The organism is Eisenbergiella sp. OF01-20 (assembly GCF_003478085.1).
Taxonomy (GTDB): Bacteria; Bacillota; Clostridia; order Lachnospirales; family Lachnospiraceae; genus Eisenbergiella.
This window is the reverse complement of the sequence record NZ_QUES01000011.1, coordinates 1-21974: the sequence shown is the minus strand read 5'-3', so window position 1 is coordinate 21974 and position 21974 is coordinate 1. Positions and strand designations below refer to the sequence as shown.

Here is a 21974-nt window from a genome sequence, read left to right as displayed (position 1 = left end):
TATCCGGCTTTCCGGCTGATCCTGCGTCCCGTTATAAAACACGACAAACCGGGGAACGGGGATTTTCCGTAACTTGCTGGAATACAGGCTCTTTCCCAGCGTATACTTCTCCAATTGCCTGGCGATATAAAAGAGATCCCGCAGCGGCATGTTCGGGTTGAAGGTGGACTGATGTTCGTACAGACTCATTTGTGAATCAAACAGGAAGGAAACATCATTCTTTACCTCCATATAAATCGCGTTTTCCAGCGTACAGATTTCCACAGCGCCGGAGTCCTCATAAGCGGTTCCGTTCAGTGCGTTGTATAGTTCCAACAGTTTTTCCCTGTTTTGATACAGTAAACGGAATACCGTATCCTTGTGGTTCCTCACCACATGCAGTTCCTTTTCTTCCGTGGAAGGGTATTCTTCCCTGGAATGTTTTTCTTTCATAGACAGCTCCTTTCTGCAATTGCGGCAGAAAGCTGTCTGAAAGAATGTGCGTAAACCGCTTCTGTCCAGCAACTCCTGCCTGTTTCGTTTGGATGGTAAGCATAGAGTTTCTGAATAGAGAATAGAAATAAGACGGCTTACGCCAGGATTCATAGAAAATTATGCTTATATTTACTTTAGCATGTTATTATCAATCCTGCAACATTAAATTTACCTTTGAATGGTAATAATGCAAACAGGTCGCAACAGTTCAGACGGCCGTATCGATCTGCTTGTTCTGTGCGGTTTTTAATTCCCTGCCCACAACAATCAGCATGGTAACAAAGCAGGCGGTGCCTCCGATAAAATTGGATACAGGCTCCGCAAGAAAGACACCGTTCACGGAAGGCGAGATCCATCTGGGCAGAAGGATGGTGAGAGGGGCCACAATAACAACTTTGCGGAGAATGGAAAAAAAGATGGCATATTTTGCTTTTCCCAAAGCCTGGAAGACCGTCTGCCCGGAAAACTGAAGAGACATCATGAAAAAGCCGAAATAATAAATCTGCATGGAGGGAACCGCCGCTTCCACCAGATCGGCCTGTGTGTTAAAGATATGGATGAAAAAAACGGGAAATAAATGCAGGATTCCCCAGACAGCGGTGGTATAGGCAATACAGCTGACCGCCATAAAACGGATAGCGGTCTTAATCCGGTCATATTTTTCCGCGCCGTAATTAAAGCTGATAACCGGCTGGGAACCGTTTGTCACACCGGAAACCGGCATGGAAACGATTTCACGGATGGAGTTAATCACTGTCATAACCCCTACATACAAATCCCCTCCATATATAGAAAGGGTGGCGTTGCAGACCACCTGGACGATACTGTTGGTAATTGCCATCATAAAATTGGAAAGCCCCAGTGCCGTGATATCCCGGATGGTTTTCAGGCAGGGCCGCATGCAGGAAAGGCGGATGCGAAGGATGGCCTTGGGACTTGTGAGGAAATGCAACGTCCATAGGGCGGAGGCCAGCTGGGATATCACCGTGGCAATGGCCGCGCCCCGGATTCCCATATCCAGAGTAAAGATAAAAAGAGGATCCAAAAGGATATTGAGAACCGCCCCTATGAGCGTCGTAACCATACCCATCCGTGCAAAACCCTGGGCATTAATATAACTGTTCATTCCCAGGCTGACGGTCACAAAGGTGCTTCCCAGCAGATAAATGGAAAGATAACTGTCGGCATAGGGAAAAGTGGCTTCACTCGCCCCGAAAGCATACAGCAGGGGTTTCCTGAAGAATAGTCCCGCCGCGGTCAGCAGGACTCCGGTGACCAAAAGCATCGTAAAAGCATTGCCAACGATACTTTCAGCCCCTTTGATATCCCCTTTCCCCCTGGCTATGGAGCAGAGCGGGGCACCCCCCACGCCGAACAGGTTGGCAAAGGCAATGATCACCGTTATAATGGGCATGGACAGGCCAAGGCCGGTGAGCGACAGCGTGGCATGCTCCGGAATACGTCCGATATACATCCGGTCTACAATATTATAAAGGATATTGATTAGCTGGGCTAATGTCATGGGCAGTGCCAGGGTAAGTATATTTTTAACCACACTCCCCTTGGAAAAATCATTTACCGTATTTTCCTGAACCATAAATCCGCCTCTTTTGTTTTCCTGTATTTTCTGATATAGTGTGATTATAAACTTGCATGCGGCCTTTGTAAAGGCGGTGCAGGTTTCCTTTTGCATGGAACGGTTATTAAGTTACTGTTCACTCAGTACTGTGCATTTACTGCACAGTACGTGAGAAAGTGATTCAAGAGTGCATAAATCCTATCGCCGCAGGCGATTTTAAATGGATTTATGCATGTTACTGGTCACGGAGTGAACAGTAAGGTTATGAATGAACAATTCAAAACAGACAGAAAGGTTGGAGTGGCGAATGGCAGCACGTATTCAGAACATGACGGAGGGAAAACCGTTAAAACTTATCCTGGCTTTTTCTTTGCCGCTGATGATCGGAAATGTATTTCAGCAGTTCTATACCGTTGTGGATACGATGGTGGTGGGACAGGCGCTGGGTGTCGGGGCGCTTGCGGCACTGGGGGCTGCCGACTGGCTGAACTGGATGATTCTGGGTACGATCCAGGGCTTTACCCAGGGCTTTTCCATAAAAATGTCCCATGAATTCGGAGCGGGCGACTATAAAAGGCTGCGTAAAACCGTGGCGAATTCCCTTCTCCTGGCGCTTGGGACTTCGGTGCTGCTCCTGGCGTTCAGCCAGCTTCTTGCGAGGCCGGTGCTGGAACTGCTGCAGACACCGGATTCCATCATAGAGGATTCGCTGGCTTATCTGCGGATCATGTTTCTGGGAATTCCGGTAGTAATGGCTTATAATATCCTGGCTTCCATACTCCGTGCCCTGGGAGACGGCAAAACGCCTCTGTATGCGATGATAGTTGCGGCAGTCATCAACGTGGTCCTGGATTTGGTATTTGTCCTTGTTTTTCACTGGGGGATCCAGGGAGCGGCAGGGGCTACGGTCATCGCTCAGATCTGTTCCGGTATTTTCTGCCTGTTCGCTATCCTGCGGGTTGAGGTGCTTGCTTTTTCCAAAGAGGATTTCCGGATGGAGCGGTCCCTGTGTGTTTATCTGATGAAGCTTGGCCTTCCCATGGCTTTCCAGAATGCCATAATCGCGGTTGGCGGCATGATCGTGCAGTTTGTGGTGAACGGCTTCGGCGTCCTCTTTATCGCAGGCTTTACGGCTACCAATAAGCTGTACGGAATCCTGGAGGTGGCCGCCACCTCCTATGGCTATGCCATGGTGACCTATGTGGGGCAGAACCTGGGAGCAAAGAAAGTCGGCCGGATCAGCAAGGGGATGCGCTCCGCTCTGCTTGTAGCCATGGTGACCTCCGCCGTCATTGCGGGGGCGATGCTTCTTTTCGGGAAGGCTATCCTGGGCTGCTTTATATCCGGTTCACCGGAGGATGTGACGGCGACTCTGGGAATTGCTTATCATTATCTGGCAATCATGAGTGTATTTCTGCCTGTCCTTTATGTGCTGCATGTGACCCGATCCGCCCTTCAGGGGATGGGAGACACCCTGCTTCCCATGGTTTCCGGAATCGCGGAATTTGCAATGCGCACCGGTACCGCAATCCTGCTTCCCTTGCTGATGGGGGAGGAAGGGATATTTTATGCGGAGATACTGGCCTGGGTGGGAGCCGATGTGATTCTGGTTACCAGCTATTGCTACCGGATGAAAAAGCTGAAATCCTGGTAGAAAGATAGGCGCTTACGGCCGGACTCTGAGAAAGCCGCAGGACGGAACAGGTACACAGCGGTTATCTTCCGGAAAAACCTGCCGATAAAAGAGGTAAAGGAAGGCGGGAGGCATTATGGAGATATTCCCTGTAAAGTATCCGGAGAAAACGGAGCGGAAAACCGGGCTTACCGGTTCCGGAAATGAGAAGCTTGCGGATTTGGAAAAAGAGGCGGCCCTGGCTATCGGTAAAAATTTTATCAAAGCGTCAGGAGAAGCGGTGGATGAGGCGCTTGAAAAAATGGGCGGATCGGGAACTCCGGTTCCGAAAACGCAGCCTGCCCGGACGGAGACGGAAGCGGACGGGATACGTTCCGATGAAGCGGCGCTTTCCCGGGATGCGCTGCGCAGCCAGGGGGGGACGGAGGGCCAAAATGGGACGGAAGAGGGGGCGGACGGTCTGCCGGAGGAACGTTTCCGGGAAGCCTGGGAGATGCTGGAGGGCTGGCAGGACCGTCCGTTTCTTGGGCTGTCTCAGGAACTTGCCTGTCTGAAAGATGTTTACCACCAACTTCTGGAGGGACTTTTTGAGGGGCTGTCGGGAAAGGAGCAGGCTTTGTATACAAAGCAGCTGAATTCCCTTTTACTGGAAGCGGTAGGAAAGGTGTCCGCCGCCAGATATCCGGCTCTTTTGGCGTTCCTGTCCCGCTGCGGCGAGAAAGGGGCGGCCGATATCCTCCGCTTCCAGCTTTTAAAGCAGATCAGTGATAATGCGGTGCTTATTTCTAAAGATCGGGGTAACGCGGAGAGGGATATTTATCAGGAAGGCCCGCAAAAGCGGGAGGAATTTCCGGAGGGTGTGCTTTACCGGAAAGGGGAAGGAAAGGGGATCCGGGCGGAAACGGGCTACCGGGAGCATATCCGCAAAAGAGAGCAGACCTGTATCAGGCTGTATTCCCAGGCCGATGTCCGCCAGCTGAAAAATAAGCATTATACAGCAACCGATTTGGAACGGACAGAACGGTTCCTCACGTATTTTACAGGAAAAGGGGATTTGTTCCAAAGGCTGCCGGCTCTTCGGGGCAATGAAGCGCTGGCCGGTTTTTTGCTGGCGGAGAGTATGGTAAAGGCCCAGGTTTATTCGGAGCATGCCGGAGTGGGGCAGGATATGGCACGGGACATCCGGCAGGCCTTCCAGCGGCTCGTTGACGTTTATATGAACCAGCGCTTTGACCGGCAGGGATCGGACGGGGGAAATGACGGAAGGAAAACGGACATGTCAGGAGTCCGCCGGGTTTATTATCATGTTATCCAGTTGTTTATGAAGGAACAGGAGCCGGGCAGGACACTGGAAGAAGGGCTGAAATATGCGGCGGGTGAATTTTATGGCACCGCAGAAAACAGGGAAAACCGTACCGTTAAAAAAGCCAGGCAGTCCACTGGTTTCTTTTCCGCCCTGACGGGAGCGGAGGATGCCGGCCAGGATTGGGAAAAAGGGAAAAAGGAACTGGAAAGGGACTGGAACCAGTTCCTTGGGTCTATCGGCGGGGAAAATATCCCTTATCTGCAATGGCCCCTAAGCCCCTACAGCCCCTGGGGGATGCTGTTGGAACCTGAAAAGGAACAGGGCGGGGCAAAAGCATTCCGCCCGGGAATGCTGCTGCCTCTGCTGGGTATCCTTCTTCTCTTGATAGTACTCGTTTTTCTGTTTCAGACAGTATGATAGTATTTTTTCCTTTTGTATGGTACCGTATAAAAAAGGCTTGTTTGGCAGACCCACAGCCAAATAGTCTGCGCGGATAAATAACAGGAATGGGGCTGGGAGAATCAGAGGGAGGCGGTATTATGGCAGAAAAGGAACTAAAAATCAAAATGTACGCATTCACGGCAGACTGCAGGGAGCCATACGAATTGGCACAATTTTATGCGAAACTGCTCAAGTGGGAAATCCCGTACCATGATGAGGACTGGGCATGCGTGGGGGTACCGGGAGCGGCGCAGGGGGCGTATCCGGGCATCCTGTTTCAGCGCAACCCTGCATATGTGCCTCCCGTGTGGCCGGAAGAATCCGGAGCGCAGCAGCAGATGGCCCATTTGGACTTTGCGGTGAATGATCTGGAACAAGCGGTGGCGCATGCGCTTGCCTGCGGAGCGGTGATCGCGGAGAAGCAGTTTTCGGACGGGTGGAGAGTGATGTTTGATCCGGAGGGGCATCCGTTTTGTCTGTGTAATATGAAGGAAATGTTTGACAGTGAGGGATTTGCACTGAGATAGGAAAAAGGGGAAAGCGCAGATGCTTTCCTCTTTTTAAACAGAGAGGGGGAATGTGACGGATCTCTCACCCAAAAGTCACGCAGATGTAAGGATGCGGTTCTATTATATGAGATAACGAAAAGAACGATAGGAGGCTCATATAATGGAATTTTTAAAGGTTGTTAATTTGTCCAAGGTATATGGTAAGGGAGAGAATCAGGTTAAAGCGCTTAATCATGTTTCCCTCACGATTGACAAGGGGGATTTTACGGCGATTATCGGATCCTCGGGATCGGGGAAATCTACATTGCTGCATGTGATTGCAGGGGTGGATGTGCCTTCGGGAGGAAAGGTTTTCCTGGACGGGGAAGATGTGTATGCGGGAGATCATGAAGCGCTTGCGGTTTTCCGGAGACGGAAGGTGGGGCTGATTTATCAGTTTCATAATCTGATCCCGACTTTAAATGTGGAGGAGAATATCACGCTGCCGATTCTGATGGATAAACGGAAGGTGGATAAGGAAAGGCTGAATGAACTGCTGGATCTGCTGGGCCTGCAGGAGAGAAGGACGCATCTGCCGAATCAGCTGTCCGGAGGGCAGCAGCAGCGTGTGGCGATCGGGCGGGCTTTGATGAATGCGCCGCAGGTCTGCCTTGCGGATGAACCCACCGGAAGTCTGGACAGCCGGAACGGGGAAGAAATCATCCGGCTGTTAAAGGAAAGCCATAAAAAATTTAACCAGACCTTGCTTATGGTCACGCATGATGAGAAAATAGCTTTGCAGGCAGACCGTATTATTACGATTGCGGACGGGAAAGTGATAAGGGACGAGAGGCAGGTGGCGCGATAATGAATATTTTTAATAAAGTTGCTCTGCAGGGACTGCGGAAAAACCGTACACAAACGTTTGTTACCATTATCGGCGTGGCGCTGTCGGCGGCCCTGGTAACGGCGGTCGCAACCTTTGCGGTATCATTGCAGAATTATATGATAAAGGGGGCGGTCGCCAAATATGGCGGATGGCATGTCCAGGTTCCCGCTGCGGATTCTTCATTCGTGTCAAAACAGGAGGCGGACAGCCGGGTGGAACATGCGGCTGTGCTGCGCAACATCGGGTATGCGGCGCTGGAAGGCGGACAAAATCCCGACAAGCCCTATTTGTTTGTGACCGGATGGGACAGGGAGGCTTTGGAGGAGCTGCCTCTGAAAATGCTTTCCGGAAGGCTGCCGGAAACCAGCAGCGAGGTGGTGATACCGGCACATATTGCGGCCAACGGGGGCGTGAAGATATCCGTGGGCGATGTGCTTCCGCTCGCGGTGGGAAACCGTATGAGCGGGGAGAGCAAGCTCAGCCAGCATGATCCGTACCGTTCCGGGGAAGAAACGCTTGTGCCCCTGGCAGAAAAAGAATATACGGTTGTGGGGATCTGCCAGCGGCCGGCTGTCGAGGAATATATGGCACCGGGATATACCCTGATCACGGCAGCGGATGAGACGGACCCGGACAGCCTTACCGTATTTATCACTTTGAAGAATCCGTATCAGGTCCATTCCTATGCATCCGGCCTGACGGACGGCGGGGGATATGTCCTGAACGATGATGTGCTGCGTTTTATGGGGCTGTCGGGCGAAAAGCTGCTCATGGCGCTTTTGTACACCATAGGCGGTATTTTGATAGCCCTTGTCATGCTGGGATCGGTGTTCCTGATTTATAATTCGTTCCATATTTCATTAAATGAACGGACACATCAGTTCGGTATACTCATGTCGGTGGGGGCTACGGAAAAGCAGCTGCGCAATTCCGTGCTTTTTGAAGGGTTCTGCATCGGTATCATCGGCATTCCGCTGGGGATTCTGATCGGGTTACCGAGTATCCGGCTTGTGCTCTCCCTTGTGGCAAAGAATTTTGCCAATATCATGTATGACAATGTTCCGCTTACTTTGGTGGTATCTGCGCCGGCGATTGCGGCTGCGGTGGTTATCAGCATGATCACCATTCTGATTTCAGCGTATCTCCCGGCAAAAAAGGCGGCCGGTATGCCTGTGATGGAGTGCATCCGTCAGACGAACGAGGTCAGGGTGGAAGCGAAGGCGGTTAGGACTTCCTGGTTTGCGAGACATTTTTACGGCCTGGAGGAAATGCTCGCGTTAAAAAATTTCAAGCGGAACAAGCGGCGCTACCGCAGTATTGTCCTGTCGCTTACGTTAAGCGTGGTGCTGTTTGTGGCGGCAGGCTCCTTTGGGACATATCTGAACCAGATCGCGGAAAGCTCAGCGGAGGTGGTTGAGGATTATGATATCTGCTTCTATACGAGGGATATGGAGGAAAGCGAGTTTTTCCGGCTTTATGAGGAAATGAAAACGGCTGTCTCTGTCACGAAAAGCTCCTGTCAGGCACTTTCCACATATTCCTGCCGGCTTGATGTAAATGAGTTATCCGATCATTTCCTGGAGGAATTCGGCGGCCCGGCAGGATATGACGGAGAAAGCGGAACGATGGAAGTGAAGCTGGATATTCAGTTTGTGGAGGATAAAGTGTATCAGGACCTGCTTGCAGGCCTCGGTCTGTCCGCCGCGGAGTATACCGGGCTGGAGGATAGCATGATTATTGCAGGAATATTGCCCGGATACTGGTATACGCAGGAAGAACCTATGGAATTCACGATCCGATCCATAGACGGCATGCAGACGAAAACAATCCGGACCTCCTTTGTTAAGGACTATCCGGATCTGCTGCCCACAGATCCGGGGGAGTGGCCGGGATATGAGCTTCTGGTAATCGCTCCTTACGGGATGAAGCCGCAGTTTGACGTTTTAGATGCCACGGTCATACCGACAAAGCTGGGCATGACCTTCGAATCGGAAAATGCAGGAGGTTCCGTGGCCCGGATGCAGGAAATAATTGAGAGTGCCGGTATCACCGCGGATTATAGTCTGTATAATGTTTACGGAATATTGGAACAAAACCGTAATATGCTGTTTATAGTCAACCTGTTCTCGGCGGTTTTTATCGCAATGATATCGCTGATTGCGGTTGCGAATGTATTTAACACAATTTCCACCAATATCAAGCTGCGCAGACGGGAGCTTGCCATGCTCCGTTCGGTGGGAATGTCCGACCGGGATTTTAATAAGATGATGCGTTTTGAATGTATTCTTTACGGCGTGCGGACATTTGCCTGGGGGCTGCCCCTTTCAGGAATCATTTCCTGCCTGATTTATAAGGGGATGCAGGAAGGCGGCGGGGAAGTTTCCTTTGTTTTCCCGTGGAGCAGCATGGCGGTCAGTGTGCTGGGCGTATTCTTCATCGTATTTATTACCATGCTGTATGCGGTGGACAAAATCAGAAAAGAAAATATTATTGATGTACTCCGGGATGACATGGCGTGACAGTATAAATTACCCTTGTTAAATCCGGTTCAACATACAAAAGAATAGCTGTTTATGATATAATCAAACAGCGGGCGAAGGGCCATTGGGCAACTACGAAGTTTGAGTGATCTTGTGTAATGAGGGAGGTATAGCAATGCAGTTCCATTTGTATACAGACGTACATACGTTTTACAGGGATACCTATGATGTGTTCATGCACCACGAAGCGCAGAATATGATTCCCCTCGGCAACATCATTATCGGCCATGAAGGGAAAGATAAAACAGACTGGCGGGATCCGGTGAACTGGCTTATGGCAGCGGTTTCGGATGCGGACGGAATACGGCTTACCGCGCTGATGACACCTCCGCATAATCTCACGCTTTATGCTACGGACAATATCGTGGATCCCAAAGCGGTGGATTGTTTGATAGACGGGCTGAAAAACCATGAAATTCCCGGCGTGACCACCGAAAAAAAACTGGCAGAGTATTTTGCTGCGAAATATACCGCCTGCAGGGGATTGACCTGTAAAACATCTATGAGCCAGCGGATTTATGAACTGACTGCGGTAAACCCGGCTATAAATCAATTTGGTGCCGTCCGGCTGCTGGAGGAAAAAGACATGCCTTTTTTCCCGTTTTGGGAGGAAGCATTCCATGCGGCAACTGTTTACGGACAAACGCAAATGTCCATTCCCCGGGATGCCGAACCATATCAATACCGGCTATCGACTAAGAAGCTCTATATTCTGGAAGACAAGGGGATACCGGTTTCTATGGCGGGATATACAAGGGAAATGCAGACGGCTGTGGGTGTGGCGTTTGTCTATACCCCTCCTTACTACCGGGGAAAAGGCTATGCCACCTCATGTGTGGCTCAAATCAGCCGGATGGCATTAGACAAAGGCTTCAAAAGATGTGTATTATATACGGATTTATTGAATCCCACATCAAATCATATTTATCAGGAAATAGGATATAGAGCGGTATGTGATTCGCTCATGCTGCAATTTGAATAATAATTTCCTTCCATTTACAGCCTGTTTTCAGCAGGTAACCCATACGGCAAACAGCTGTTAAAACGGGAATAAATACGGCGGGGAATGTCACAGCCAGGCGGTCTGTCCGATTACGGAGGACCGCCTGAACTGGTTACTGGTCACTGGTCACTCCGTGACCAGTAACCTGCATAAATCCATTTAAAATCGTCTGCGGCGATGGGATTTATGCACCCTTGCATCACTTTCTCACGTACTGTGCAGTAAATGCACAGTACTGAGTGAACAGTAACGGTTACTGTTCGTATTGCCTGTTTTTTTTTGTTTCCGTATTGCCAAATCCGCCCATAGATTATATAATTTAGTATAAAGTCAATTATTTTAAATATATCTAAAATAAAGACGGGAGAGCATAAAAATGAAAGAACAGCTGAAATGGAATGAGCCATGGATTATGCAGAGGGCGGATCCGTACATATACCGCCATACGGACGGCAGGTATTATTTCACCGCATCCGTACCGGCCTATGACAGAATCATCCTGCGCCGGGCGGACAGCCTTGCCGGTCTTGCGGATGCCGCGGAGAATACCGTATGGAGGAAGCATGAAAGCGGCGTTATGTCCGAACATATCTGGGCGCCGGAGCTGCATTATCTGGATGGCAAATGGTATCTTTATTTTGCCGCGGGAGAGGCGGAGGATATCTGGGCGATCCGGCCCTTTGTGCTGGAATGTGCCGATGAAGATCCCATAACCGGAACGTGGACGGAGCTGGGGAAAATGCAGTGTGCCGGCGGGGATGAATTTTCCTTCCGCGCTTTTTCCCTGGATGCCACCGTGTTTGAGAACAAAGGGAGCCGTTATTATGTATGGGCGGAAAAGGTGGGTGTGGGAAAGATGATTTCCAATCTGTACATTGCCCGCATGGCTTCGCCGAACCGCCTGGAGACAGTACAGGTATTGCTCACCACGCCGGATTATGACTGGGAGAGGGTGGATTTCTGGGTCAATGAAGGCCCTGCCGTCATCAAACGGAACGGCCGGATCTTCCTCACCTATTCCGCAAGCGCCACGGGGGCCTGTTACTGCATGGGGATGCTGAGTGCGCCGGAGGATGCGGATCTTCTGGATCCCGCTTCCTGGAGTAAGGAAAGATACCCCGTGCTCGCTTCCGATGAAACGCTGGAGATTTACGGCCCGGGGCACAATTCCTTTACCACGGATGAGGAAGGCGGAGATATCTGCGTCTACCATGCCAGAAAAGAAGCGGTTATAGAAGGGGATCCCCTCTACAACCCCAACCGGCATACGATGCTGATGAAGGTACGGTGGAACGAAGAAGGGAAACCGGTTTTTTCTTACCGGTAAACACCTGGAAGCAGCGCATACAGCCGTTGTTTTCAAGAACATAAATAACAAAAAAAAGAGAGGGACGGACAAAAAATGGCCAAGATTTTTATCAATGAAAAGAAGAAAAAAGGACACATCAATCCGGAAATTTACGGACATTTCAGCGAGCATCTGGGACGCTGTATTTATGAGGGGCTTTATGTGGGCGAAAATTCCGATATCCCCAATGTAAACGGCATGAGGACGGATGTGGTGGAAGCGCTGAAGGAGATGCAGATTCCCGTGCTGCGCTGGCCGGGCGGCTGTTTTGCAGATGAATATCACTGGAAGGACGGCATCGGTCCCAAAGAAAACCGGAAAAAAATGATCAATACCCATTGGGGCGGCGTTGTGGAAGACAACAGCTTCGGCACCCATGAATTTTTTGAACTTTGCGAACAGCTGGGCTGCAAGACCTATGTAAACGGTAATGTGGGCAGCGGTACGGTGCAGGAGATGTCGGAATGGGTGGAATACATCACCTTTGAAGGCGTTTCCCCCATGGCAGATCTGAGAAAACAGAATGGACATGAGAAGCCCTGGAAAATTGACTTCTTCGGCGTGGGCAATGAAAACTGGGGCTGCGGCGGAAACATGACACCGGAATACTATGCCAACCTGTACCGCAGATACCAGACCTATGTGCGCCAGTATCATCAGGATGCCCCCATTTATAAAGTATGCGGCGGTCCCAATGTGGCGGATTATAACTGGACAAACAAAGTGCTTGATACCTGCTCTCCTGATCCCGCCCGCCTGATGAACGGCCTTTCCCTGCATTATTATGTGCATCCGGACGGATGGGAGGAGAAGGGAAGCGCCACACAGTTTGACGAGAAGACCTGGTACAAGACCATGGCGAAGGCCCTTTACATGGAAGAGCTGGTGAACCGTCACGGCGCTGTCATGGATCAGTTTGATCCGGAAAAGAAAATCGGCCTTATCGTGGATGAGTGGGGCGACTGGTTTGATGTGGAGCCGGGCACCAATCCGGGCTTTTTATATCAGCAGAATACCATGCGTGACGCGCTGGTCGCAGGAATTACCCTGGATATTTTCAACAAGCACTGCGACAGGGTGAAAATGGCTTGTATTGCCCAAATGGTGAATGTGCTTCAGTCCGTGATCCTGACGGAAGGCCCCAAGATGATAAAAACACCTACCTATCATGTATTCCATATGTACAAATACCATCAGGATGCGGATCTGGTGGAAAGCTATGCGGAAGGCGTAAAGGAAATCAGCGAGGAGCAGTACCGCGTACCTTCCCTGCATGAATCGGTATCCGTTTCTGCGGACGGAACCGTTAATCTGACCCTGAATAACCTGTCCGTTACGGGGGACAGCGAAGTGGAAGTCAGCTTTGCAGAGCTTTCTCCTTCCCGCGTAACTGCCAGCATCCTTACACAGAAAATGGACGCCTATAACACCTTTGAGGATCCGGAACGGGTGAAGGAAGAAGAATTCACCGCATATGAACTGACGGAAAAGGGGCTGAAATTTGTTATCCCGGCTTCCAGCGTGGTTTTGGTGCGCGTACAGTAACCCCATGCCCGGTCCGCCGGGTAACACCATACATGAAAGAAGCCGGGCCGAATGGCTATCCCTACTGTGGAAGCGGCGCTTTCCCGGTAATTTACAGATACAGACAGGAGAAGCGATGGAAGCAGAAGGAAAAAAGCATTGTCTGAAATGTCTTCTCAGGGAGATGGATCAAGACGCTTATTTTCAAAACCTGCACGATTATATTACCGGTCTGGATGAGGATATCAAAGCGGACGGCGGGCTTTATGAAGAAAGGCTCGCCGTCTGTAAGCAGTGTGATATGCTCCTGGAAGGAATGTGCAGGGCCTGCGGCTGTTTTGTGGAGCTGCGGGCGGTCATCAGAAAAAATGGCTGTCCTTATGATAAGTGGCAGGAGTGACAGGGCATACGGCGGGTTTTGGAAGAGATGCACAATGCGCCGGGATAGAGAGGGATCTGGGGGATAAGTATGCTGCATATAAAAGCGTTGGAGGAGGGGCTTGAAGTATTTAAGGCCTTAGGCTCCGAAATACGAATAGAAATCATAAAAATCCTTCTGGAAAACCAGGATATGAATATGAACGAGCTGGCATCTCGGCTTAAGATTACCAACGGCGCGCTGACCAGCCATATCAAAAAGCTGGAGGACAGCGGGATAATCACCGTTACCAGCGAGTCCGCGGGGCATGGCAACCAGAAAAAATGCGCCGTGGCGCTGGATAAGATTCTGATTGAGGTGAACAGCCGGGAGGAAGAAAAGAATATTTACGACACCGATCTGAAAGTGGGCCATTTTGCCGGCTACGAGGTTTACCCCACCTGCGGGATGGCAACCTCCTCCGCACTGATTGGGGCGGTGGACGATACCCGGTATTTTGCCCACCCGGACCGGTATAATGCGGAAATCCTCTGGTTTACCAGAGGGTATGTGGAATATATCATCCCTAATTTCATCCCCTCCGGCAACAAAATCGATCAGATATCCATATCCCTGGAACTGGGAAGCGAAGCGCCGGGCGTGAATGACAACTGGCCTTCGGATATCAGCTTTTACCTGAACGGTGTGCTTCTGGGAAAGTGGACATCGCCGGGTGATTTCGGCGATGTGCGGGGGCTTTTTACCCCCGACTGGTGGTATCCCAACTGGAACCAGTATGGTATGCTCAAACTCCTGGTGGTGAATAGCAAAGGCACCTTTATCGATGGCCTGAAGATTTCCAACGTGGATATCCGGCAGCTGCATTTGGATTATAAGAGTACATTGCGGCTGCGTTTGGCAGTGGATGAGGACTCCGCCCATGTGGGGGGCCTGACTATTTTTGGAAAGTCCTTTGGAAACTATAATCAGGATATCAACGTGAAAATGAATTACAGCGGGATTGAGGAGTAGAGGGCGGAACTGGCAGCGCTTTATTCCCGCGAGCAACGAGCCAGGCAGCTATGCCGGCCTGGATGCCTGTTATTGCAGGGGCAAGGCTTGCAGAACATATATCTTTGGAACAAACGGAACGGCTGCTGGCCATTGTGAATGAGGCATGGGAAAGTAAATAGCTTTACAGACGACGGCGGGGACGGATTGGTTTCCCGCCGTCGTCTGTAAAGCTATTTTTTATTATCCTATTGACACTTCTGTTTTACTGGAGTAGAATGATATCATATTCTACTGGAGTAAAATGGAGGTTGAAGATATGATTGGTAAATTATTTGATTCGGAGCGGCGGGTAATGGAATGCTTATGGGACGAAGGGGAGCTGAGTGCAAAGGAGATTGCGGAGCGGCTCAATAAAAAGGTGGGCTGGAGTAAAACCACCACCTATACCATCATCCGCAAATGTGTGGAAAAGGAAGCCGTTGAAAGACGGGAGCCGGGTTTCATCTGCCACCCGCTGATAAGCAGGGAACGCGTGCAGGAACAGGAAACGGAAGAGCTGATACAGCGTAATTTCGAAGGATCAGCGGACTTGCTTGTCGCATCCCTGCTGGGAAGCAAACGGCTGTCACAGGATGAGATCACACGAATGAAGGAACGGATTAAAAATTGGAAGTCAAATACCCCACAGTGAGCTGACAGGGCATAAAACTTGTTACGCAGCAAGCGCAATACACTAATGTGTATGGGGATTTGACCCTCGCGGCAGTCGCCAAGCGGATAATAGGACCTTCGGTTCTATGCGAGTGCATCCGTTTGGCTCGTTGCCCGCGGAAATAAACAGCAACACCATAGTCACATAAGGAGGATAATATGCAAACGTTGCTTGAAATGAGTATAAGCGGTGCAGTGATGATAGGGGTAATTATTATAGTGAGGGCGCTGGCAGTGAACCGGCTGCCGAAGACAGCTTTTCTGGCATTGTGGGGAGCGGCTTTCTTCTGTCTGATTCTGCCGGTGCGCATTCCTTCCCCGGTGAGTGTTTATACTGCAGTGGGGCAGGGGGCTATCCGGGGAGCCGGTCAGAATTGGCGGCGTCCCGGCCTGCTTCTTTCGGAGAATGCGGCGCAGGCCGCTTCAGCGTCGGCTCTGTCACCCTGGCTGCTGCTTTGGACAGGGGGCGCTGCCCTGCTGGCACTTGCTATTCTGGTCATGCATCTGCGGGGGCGCCGGATATATGCCGCCTCCCTGCCTGTGGAACACCCCTTTGCCAAAGAATGGATAGAGGAACACCGGCTGCGCAGGCCGGTACAGGTACGCTGTTCGGACAGAATAGAGTCGCCTCTTACCTATGGGATTCTTTGGCCGGTAATCCTGCTGCCCGCGGATGCGGACTGGAGGGACGAAGAGACCATGGGGTTCATATTGGCCCATGAAATGTCCCATATCCGCCGGTTTGATGCCCTTACGAAGTGGCTGCTTGCGGCCATGCTGTGTGTCCATTGGTTCAATCCCCTGGTCTGGGTCATGTATATTCTGTCCAACCGGGATCTGGAGCTGGCCTGTGATGAGGCGGTAATCCGCCAGTATGGAATCCAGTCCTGCCCTTCCTATGCCCTGGCGCTTCTGGAAATGGAAGAAAAGCGCACCTACCTGACCCCTCTTTCCTCCAGCTTCAGCAAGAATGCCCTGAAGGAGCGGATCGATGCTATCATGAAGGCCAAGAAACGGACGGTTGCAGGCATTGTATGCGCCCTGGTGATCGTATGTGCGGTTGTGATTCTGTTCGCCACTTCGGCGATGGAAAAACAAGCCGGATCGGTCCGTCGGAATCTTGAGGAAAACCAGTTGGTGAAAAACAACGGAGAAGAGGGGGAGGAAGGAGACGGCGAAGAGAAAGCGCTGCCTGCCGGAATGGATTATGTATGGGATGTAAAGGATTCCTGGAAAGAAGAAGGGTATATGGACGGATATACGCAGGAGCAGTATAATCAGCTGATTAGCGCTGTCAAACCCGAAGCCTATGAAAAAATGTCGATAGCGGAATTCAACCGTACCATAAACAAGATTATGGAAGAGGATGACGCTGAAGACGGAGCCCTTTATTATCTTTATGATTCCGTGGTGTCCAATCTGCCCGTCACGGACCCCAATGCAGGGTACCTGCGCAATACCATACCGGCTTCCCGGGAAGAATACCAAAGCCGTGTGGATGAGGTTTATTCCGGAGTGAGAAAGGATCCCAGCTTTTCAGCCACGGCGGAGCTGGTAACCATGGCGGATGTGTTCGGGGACAGCGTGGAAGCCGGACAGATCTGGATGGATTATGAATTCACCTACCGTATCCTGGATCAGGATAATCTTACGGTAGGGGAAAGAGATGCATTTCTTCAGAAAGTCATGCAGGCGGCCCGGGATATGCTGGAATCGGATGGGATAAAAGATGCCACACAGCAGGAAATGCAGGAAAAACTGCAAAACGAAGGAGAAAAGATTACCAATGATAAAATCAGCTTCACCGGCTGTGAAGTCTTTGATTTCGAAGTATATGAAAGAGAGGATTACTGAACATGAAGATAAGAAAGCTAATGGGGAGGAAGAAGTCACGGAAAGCGGAACTTCCCACGGTTATCCTCCTGACTGTTCTGCTGGCGGCCTGCGGCCCCAAAACATCGGAAGGGGATGCCGCAGCGGACACAAAGACGCAGGGGGATGCCGCAGCGGATACAAAAGCGCAGGATTCCCCGCAGGAGGCAGCAGAAACCGCTTTACAGGCAGGCACGGAAACAGAATCCGCATCGGCGGGGGAAGGGGAAGCAACTTCGGACAGCAGCTGTGATTCCTTTCAATCCGGCAGATCACGCTACGGATGGTGGAGAGGCACCAATAAATATACCAAAGAAGATTATGAACAAATCCTTTCCTGGCAGACTGCGGGATACGAAAACAGCAGTGTTGCAGAGTTCAACCGCATGGTTATGGACTGGGAGGATGAGGAAACCTTCCATAAAGCGGAAGAAGTTCTCCAGCGTGTTTATTCCTCTCTGGCGGATACGGATCCGGTTGCGGATTTTGTATATGGTACTCTTTCCAATACCTGGGACGAATGTGAAAGAAAGCATTACGGAGTCTGTCAGAGACAGAAAAATCCATGGCACAGCGGAGAAGCTTTTCTGGAAACTTATGGAGATGTGTTCGGGGATAAAGAATTCCTGTCTGGAGGCTATGCGGATTATTCCTATGATTACCGGATTCCGGAGGAACAGAAGGTAACCGTGGCCCAGCGGGACAGCATCCTGAAAGGTGTGGATGAAAAAATGCAGGCTTTCCTGCAAAAACAGACTCCGGCGGACCTGCAGACGGAAGAAGCCATGGAAAAAGCGGCGGATGGGGAGCTGGAGCGTATCCTGAAGGCTCTGGACGGACAGCTGGTATGGGAGGGCGGCAAGAAACTCTCTTATTACTGGGATGATGTATATGATAAAGAAAAGACCGAAGATTGGAATGAGGACACAGAAGAGGAAAAGTCTGTGGATCCGGCGAAGCAGTACGAGATTGTCATGAATGAGCTGAAATTCCCGGACTATGAAGAAATGTCCATAGCGGAATTTAACCGGAAAATCAATGCGGTATTCAACGGCTATGAGGAGGAAAAAGAAGATTTTTATGATGCCTATGATTATGTCATGGAGCATCTTGAGGATACGGACGGGAATGCGGAGTTCCTCCGTACAACAGTCCGGGCCTCCCAGGATGAATACTATGCACGCCAGAGAGAACTGTATTCCCAAAAACAGGTGGATCCTTCTTATGAGGTTCGGGTTGAATCATCAAGGGAGGAGGACGTATTCGGAGACAAGATGGTGGTACAGATGGCAGAGGGGTATTACAGCTTCACCTACCGTATCCTGGATGCGGATAAGCTTACCGTAAGCGCCCGGGATGCCTTCCTGAAGGCGGTGACACAGGCGGTGAAGGAAGAGATCGACCGTGTATTCGGAAAAGGAGGAATGGAGGAAGCGCAGCTGAAAAAGGTAATAGATAACGCTGGTAAGACGGCCGGAAATTCCTATATCGAATATACCGGCTGTGAGGTGGATTACCTGTATATGGAGGATTACGGTGAATAGTGCCGTTGTCCCGCGGAACGGATAATGACTTAAACTTCGCAGGGGCCATTTGGCGACTGTGAAGTTTGAATCATGACAGGAGTATGCTATCGAAAAGGGACAGCAGACTCCTGTCTTTTTTGTGTGGCATAAAAATGGGGAAATGGTCATATAAACGACATCAAATGGTAATTATTTGGATACTTTAACGCTGCTCTGTCCTATATAATTACTATGTAATGAAATATCGCCTTTATCCATACCTTGTCTGGTTTTAATTATAGACATGTTATATAATGAAACAGGAGGCCGACTTAAGGAGACAGGAACAAATATCCGGTACGGGCGGACGGCGGATACCTGTAAAAGGAAGCCTGATAAAGGGATAACCATTAAAAATGGAAGGACAAATTCTATGTCTGCATAAGTGGACAGGGATTTTTCCTTCAGAAAAAAGGAGGAGTTGAAATGGCACATGTATTTCGGTATGATGAAATACCCGCGGTGGAGACAAAGGCAGGTAAGGTGAAGGGTTATGAATGGGACGGCGTCTGTATATTCAAAGGGATCCCCTATGCAAAAGCGGAACGTTTTCAGATGCCAAGGGAAACGGAAAGCTGGGAAGGGGTGAAGGAAACCTCATCCTATGGTTTTGTATGTCCTTTGCTGACACAGGACACGCCCTCCGGGGAGCTGCTGGTGCCGCACCGGTACTGGCCCCAGGATGAAAACTGCCAGAACCTGAATCTGTGGACGCCCGCTTTGGATAAAAAGGCGAAAAAACCGGTCATGGTATGGCTGCACGGCGGCGGTTATGCCGCAGGATCTTCCATTGAACAGGTGGCCTATGACGGTTTTAATATGTGCAGCAAAGGAGATGTGGTGGTGGTAACCGTTAACCACCGGCTGAATATCCTGGGATTCCTCGACCTGTCAACCTATGGAGAAAAATATAAAAATTCCGGTAATGCCGGGCTTGCCGACCTGGTGGCCGCCTTGCGCTGGATACATACTAATATAGAAGCATTCGGCGGAGACCCTGACAATGTTACGCTGTTCGGACAGTCCGGCGGCGGAATGAAGGTGACCGGGCTGATGCAGATACCGGAAGCGGACGGCCTGTTCCACCGGGCCATTGTGATGAGCGGCGTATCGGACGGCAAAGTGATTCCTGTTCTTCCCGGAGACGGAACGGAGATTGCAGAAGCCCTTCTGAAGGAGCTGGGGATTCCCCGGGGAGAGGTGGAAAAGCTGGAAACCGTACCCTATTATGAACTGGCCAGGGCTTATAACACCGTCTCCCCGGCTCTGGCAGGCCGGGGTATCTATGTGGGAGGGATGCCTGTTGTCAATGATTATTATCTGGGGGAACCCTTGCTGACCGGTTTCCGGGAGCACGCCAAGACAATTCCTCTTCTGGTGGGAACCGTATTCGGGGAATTTTCCTTCCGGCCCTCCCCCTTCCGGAAAGACAGCCTGACGGATGCGGAGACAGATGCCATCCTTTCCCGGGAATACGGGGAACATGCAGAAAAGGTAAAGGCGCTTTTCCAAAAGGCGTATCCGGGTAAAAATGCATTGGATGTGCTGGATGTGGATCGGGTTTTCAGACAGCCCTCCAAATCGCTTGCAAAACTCCACGCCCGGGGAGGGAAAGCGCCGTCTTACCTGTATCTCTTCACTCTGAACTTCCCGTATCAATATGGAAAAGCAGCCTGGCACTGCTCCGATATCCCTTTTATTTTCCACAATACGGACAAAGTGGAGGTCTGCAATATTGACGGGGTTTCCGGGGAACTGGAGAAGCAGATCTTCGAAGCGGCCATGCAGTTTGCCCGCTTTGGAAATCCCAATCATGATGGTCTTGCAGCATGGCCGCCGGTAACGCCGGAAGAGGAGCCTACCATGATATTTGACCGGGTATGTGAGGTGCGCCATAACTTTGATGATGAGCTTTTGGCTTTTTTGGACGAGATTCTGCCTCCGTTTGACCTGATGGCTTTACATGCCCGGGATGTGCAGCACTGACGGAGAGGGTGATGGCATGATTCGACAGAATATGTTAGAATACGATTAAAATCTGTATCATATAATGTCGTAGCAGTTCAGACGGCCCTTTGTGCCCTGCGGCATCCCCCTCCCCTGCTTTTCTCTGCAAGGAACCTTGCAGCAACGCCGCCCCAGGGAAACGCAGGGGAGGGGGATGCCGCAGGGCACAAAGAACCGTCTGAACTGTTACATAATACCGAATATATTACTAAGGTTTTTCTGTTACAAATTTAAAACAAATGCGGCAGTTTTATATGGTTTATTCTAGTGATCAAATTGGTCAGATAGTGTCTGACCAATTTGAAAATCTTCCAAAAGTAAATACAGACCGTAAGTTTTTCTTGAGTTGGTCTCATTATTTACAATTGATGAGAATCGCCAATATTGACGAACGTCATTTTTATGAGATAGAGGCAGCAAAAATGATTGGAGTTTGTCGGAATTAAAGCGACAGTATCTACTTAAAAAGCACATAAAATATTCATCTTTAATAAATTATTTATGTTATTTAGTATCAAATACAAGCAGACCGGTATACTGTAATAGAAAAGCATATGTATATAAAAATGCTTGAATGTTGCTTCTGAATGTAGTATAATAAAAGCACAAGGAAGGAGTGATTTTATGGTACAGATTAGTTTGCGTGTTGATGATGACGTTAAGCGTGGCGCAGAGCAAACCTTTGATGATATTGGTATTAGTATGTCAGCGGCAATAAATATCTTTTTAAAAAAAGTTGCCAGAGAGCGGCGTATACCTTTTGAATTATCTGCTGACCCGTTCTATTCCGAAAGCAATATGGCGCACCTACGGCGTGGTATTTCCGCCCTTAATGCTGGAAAAGGTGTAGAGCATGAGCCAATTGAGGTAGAGGGTGAATGAAGAAAGTATGGTTTGATGAGGCATGGGACGATTATCTCTACTGGCAGATGCAGGATAGGAAAACTCTGAAACGTATCAATGCCTTGTTAAAGGATATAGAGCGAGGGTATTTTGATGGTATAGGCAAGCCCGAACCATTGAAAGGTGAGTTGAGTGGATTTTGGAGTAGGCATATTGATGACACAAATCGTTTTGTTTATCGTATTAGCAACGGAGTATTGGAAATACTATCGTGTCGGGGACATTATGACGATTAGAGGACGGGAAAACGTCCTCTTTTTTTACTTTACTCAAACTTCGCAGTTGCCGAATGGCCCTCCGCCGGCTGTCTGTGCGGCGT

The 21974-nt window shown here is 50.1% G+C and carries 17 protein-coding genes and 2 pseudogenes; 17 read left to right on the top strand and 2 right to left on the bottom strand.

The annotated features are described in order from the left end of the window. Nucleotides 1-432: pseudogene (locus DXA36_RS33550) on the bottom strand (hypothetical protein); the annotation flags it as partial. A gap of 250 nt (nt 433-682) precedes the next feature. Continuing rightward, nucleotides 683-2071: an MATE family efflux transporter gene (locus DXA36_RS14285; protein ID WP_118680331.1), complete on the bottom strand. Its 1389-nt coding sequence runs from the start codon at nt 2069-2071 to the stop codon at nt 683-685. A 289-nt stretch (nt 2072-2360) separates the two neighbouring features. Here DXA36_RS14285 and DXA36_RS14280 point away from each other — a divergent pair, with 289 nt between their 5' ends. The 17 genes and pseudogenes from DXA36_RS14280 (at nt 2361) to DXA36_RS14200 (ending at nt 21891) form a co-directional block, all read left to right on the top strand. After that, a complete protein-coding gene (locus tag DXA36_RS14280; protein ID WP_118680225.1) occupies nt 2361-3707 on the top strand; it encodes an MATE family efflux transporter in 1347 nt (448 codons plus the stop codon). A gap of 115 nt (nt 3708-3822) precedes the next feature. Then, nucleotides 3823-5409 (top strand): hypothetical protein, encoded by a 1587-nt coding sequence (locus tag DXA36_RS14275; protein WP_118680224.1) that lies wholly within the window; start codon nt 3823-3825, stop codon nt 5407-5409. Nucleotides 5410-5531: 122 nt separating this feature from the next. Then, entirely contained in the window at nt 5532-5960 is a 429-nt protein-coding gene (locus DXA36_RS14270; protein ID WP_118680330.1) for a VOC family protein, read from the top strand. 142 nt (nt 5961-6102) lie between these two features. Continuing rightward, nucleotides 6103-6789: an ABC transporter ATP-binding protein gene (locus DXA36_RS14265; RefSeq protein WP_118680223.1), complete on the top strand. Its 687-nt coding sequence runs from the start codon at nt 6103-6105 to the stop codon at nt 6787-6789. Then, the gene (locus DXA36_RS14260; protein WP_118680222.1) at nt 6789-9329 is read left to right on the top strand and encodes an ABC transporter permease; all 2541 of its coding nucleotides are present in this window, start codon (nt 6789-6791) and stop codon (nt 9327-9329) included. The genes DXA36_RS14265 and DXA36_RS14260 overlap by 1 nt, the downstream gene beginning before the upstream one ends. 136 nt (nt 9330-9465) lie before the next feature. Next, a complete protein-coding gene (locus tag DXA36_RS14255) occupies nt 9466-10332 on the top strand; it encodes a GNAT family N-acetyltransferase (protein ID WP_118680221.1) in 867 nt (288 codons plus the stop codon). 397 nt (nt 10333-10729) lie between these two features. Then, nucleotides 10730-11680, top strand: a complete 951-nt coding sequence (locus DXA36_RS14250; protein WP_182479073.1) for a glycoside hydrolase family 43 protein — start codon at nt 10730-10732, stop codon at nt 11678-11680. Between the two features lie 75 nt (nt 11681-11755). Continuing rightward, on the top strand, nt 11756-13246 hold the full coding sequence (locus tag DXA36_RS14245) for an alpha-N-arabinofuranosidase (RefSeq protein WP_118680219.1): 1491 nt from the start codon (nt 11756-11758) through the stop codon (nt 13244-13246). Nucleotides 13247-13361: 115 nt separating this feature from the next. Beyond that, nucleotides 13362-13625, top strand: coding sequence for a DUF6171 family protein (locus DXA36_RS14240; RefSeq protein ID WP_118680218.1), 264 nt, complete (start codon nt 13362-13364; stop codon nt 13623-13625). 69 nt (nt 13626-13694) lie between these two features. Beyond that, entirely contained in the window at nt 13695-14615 is a 921-nt protein-coding gene (locus DXA36_RS14235) for an ArsR/SmtB family transcription factor (protein ID WP_118680217.1), read from the top strand. A gap of 298 nt (nt 14616-14913) precedes the next feature. Further along, nucleotides 14914-15288, top strand: a complete 375-nt coding sequence (locus tag DXA36_RS14230) for a BlaI/MecI/CopY family transcriptional regulator (RefSeq protein WP_118680216.1) — start codon at nt 14914-14916, stop codon at nt 15286-15288. Nucleotides 15289-15467: 179 nt separating this feature from the next. Further along, complete coding sequence (locus tag DXA36_RS14225; RefSeq protein WP_118680215.1) at nt 15468-17162, top strand: M56 family metallopeptidase; 1695 nt, start codon at nt 15468-15470, stop codon at nt 17160-17162. 2 nt (nt 17163-17164) lie between these two features. After that, nucleotides 17165-18724 (top strand): hypothetical protein, encoded by a 1560-nt coding sequence (locus DXA36_RS14220; RefSeq protein ID WP_118680214.1) that lies wholly within the window; start codon nt 17165-17167, stop codon nt 18722-18724. 447 nt (nt 18725-19171) lie between these two features. Continuing rightward, on the top strand, nt 19172-20731 hold the full coding sequence (locus DXA36_RS14215; RefSeq protein ID WP_118680213.1) for a carboxylesterase/lipase family protein: 1560 nt from the start codon (nt 19172-19174) through the stop codon (nt 20729-20731). Between the two features lie 233 nt (nt 20732-20964). Further along, nucleotides 20965-21209, top strand: a pseudogene (locus DXA36_RS34240) (DUF1016 N-terminal domain-containing protein); the annotation flags it as partial. Nucleotides 21210-21376: 167 nt separating this feature from the next. Then, complete coding sequence (locus tag DXA36_RS14205; RefSeq protein WP_118680212.1) at nt 21377-21634, top strand: type II toxin-antitoxin system RelB/DinJ family antitoxin; 258 nt, start codon at nt 21377-21379, stop codon at nt 21632-21634. Next, nucleotides 21631-21891, top strand: a complete 261-nt coding sequence (locus DXA36_RS14200) for a Txe/YoeB family addiction module toxin (protein WP_118680211.1) — start codon at nt 21631-21633, stop codon at nt 21889-21891. The genes DXA36_RS14205 and DXA36_RS14200 overlap by 4 nt, the downstream gene beginning before the upstream one ends. The last annotated feature ends 83 nt before the right edge of the window (nt 21892-21974 follow it).

Bases quoted from the DNA above. Each gene is read 5' to 3' on its own strand.
- DXA36_RS14220 (WP_118680214.1), top strand. From the start codon at position 17,165: ATGAAGATAAGAAAGCTAATGGGGAGGAAGAAGTCACGGAAAGCGGAA.
- DXA36_RS14200 (WP_118680211.1), top strand. From the start codon at position 21,631: ATGAAGAAAGTATGGTTTGATGAGGCATGGGACGATTATCTCTACTGG.
- DXA36_RS14255 (WP_118680221.1), top strand. From the start codon at position 9,466: ATGCAGTTCCATTTGTATACAGACGTACATACGTTTTACAGGGATACC.
- DXA36_RS14275 (WP_118680224.1), top strand. From the start codon at position 3,823: ATGGAGATATTCCCTGTAAAGTATCCGGAGAAAACGGAGCGGAAAACC.
- DXA36_RS14235 (WP_118680217.1), top strand. From the start codon at position 13,695: ATGCTGCATATAAAAGCGTTGGAGGAGGGGCTTGAAGTATTTAAGGCC.
- DXA36_RS14270 (WP_118680330.1), top strand. From the start codon at position 5,532: ATGGCAGAAAAGGAACTAAAAATCAAAATGTACGCATTCACGGCAGAC.
- DXA36_RS14285 (WP_118680331.1), bottom strand. From the start codon at position 2,071: ATGGTTCAGGAAAATACGGTAAATGATTTTTCCAAGGGGAGTGTGGTT.
- DXA36_RS14265 (WP_118680223.1), top strand. From the start codon at position 6,103: ATGGAATTTTTAAAGGTTGTTAATTTGTCCAAGGTATATGGTAAGGGA.
- DXA36_RS14250 (WP_182479073.1), top strand. From the start codon at position 10,730: ATGAAAGAACAGCTGAAATGGAATGAGCCATGGATTATGCAGAGGGCG.
- DXA36_RS14205 (WP_118680212.1), top strand. From the start codon at position 21,377: ATGGTACAGATTAGTTTGCGTGTTGATGATGACGTTAAGCGTGGCGCA.
- DXA36_RS14225 (WP_118680215.1), top strand. From the start codon at position 15,468: ATGCAAACGTTGCTTGAAATGAGTATAAGCGGTGCAGTGATGATAGGG.
- DXA36_RS14260 (WP_118680222.1), top strand. From the start codon at position 6,789: ATGAATATTTTTAATAAAGTTGCTCTGCAGGGACTGCGGAAAAACCGT.
- DXA36_RS14245 (WP_118680219.1), top strand. From the start codon at position 11,756: ATGGCCAAGATTTTTATCAATGAAAAGAAGAAAAAAGGACACATCAAT.
- DXA36_RS14240 (WP_118680218.1), top strand. From the start codon at position 13,362: ATGGAAGCAGAAGGAAAAAAGCATTGTCTGAAATGTCTTCTCAGGGAG.
- DXA36_RS14230 (WP_118680216.1), top strand. From the start codon at position 14,914: ATGATTGGTAAATTATTTGATTCGGAGCGGCGGGTAATGGAATGCTTA.
- DXA36_RS14215 (WP_118680213.1), top strand. From the start codon at position 19,172: ATGGCACATGTATTTCGGTATGATGAAATACCCGCGGTGGAGACAAAG.
- DXA36_RS14280 (WP_118680225.1), top strand. From the start codon at position 2,361: ATGGCAGCACGTATTCAGAACATGACGGAGGGAAAACCGTTAAAACTT.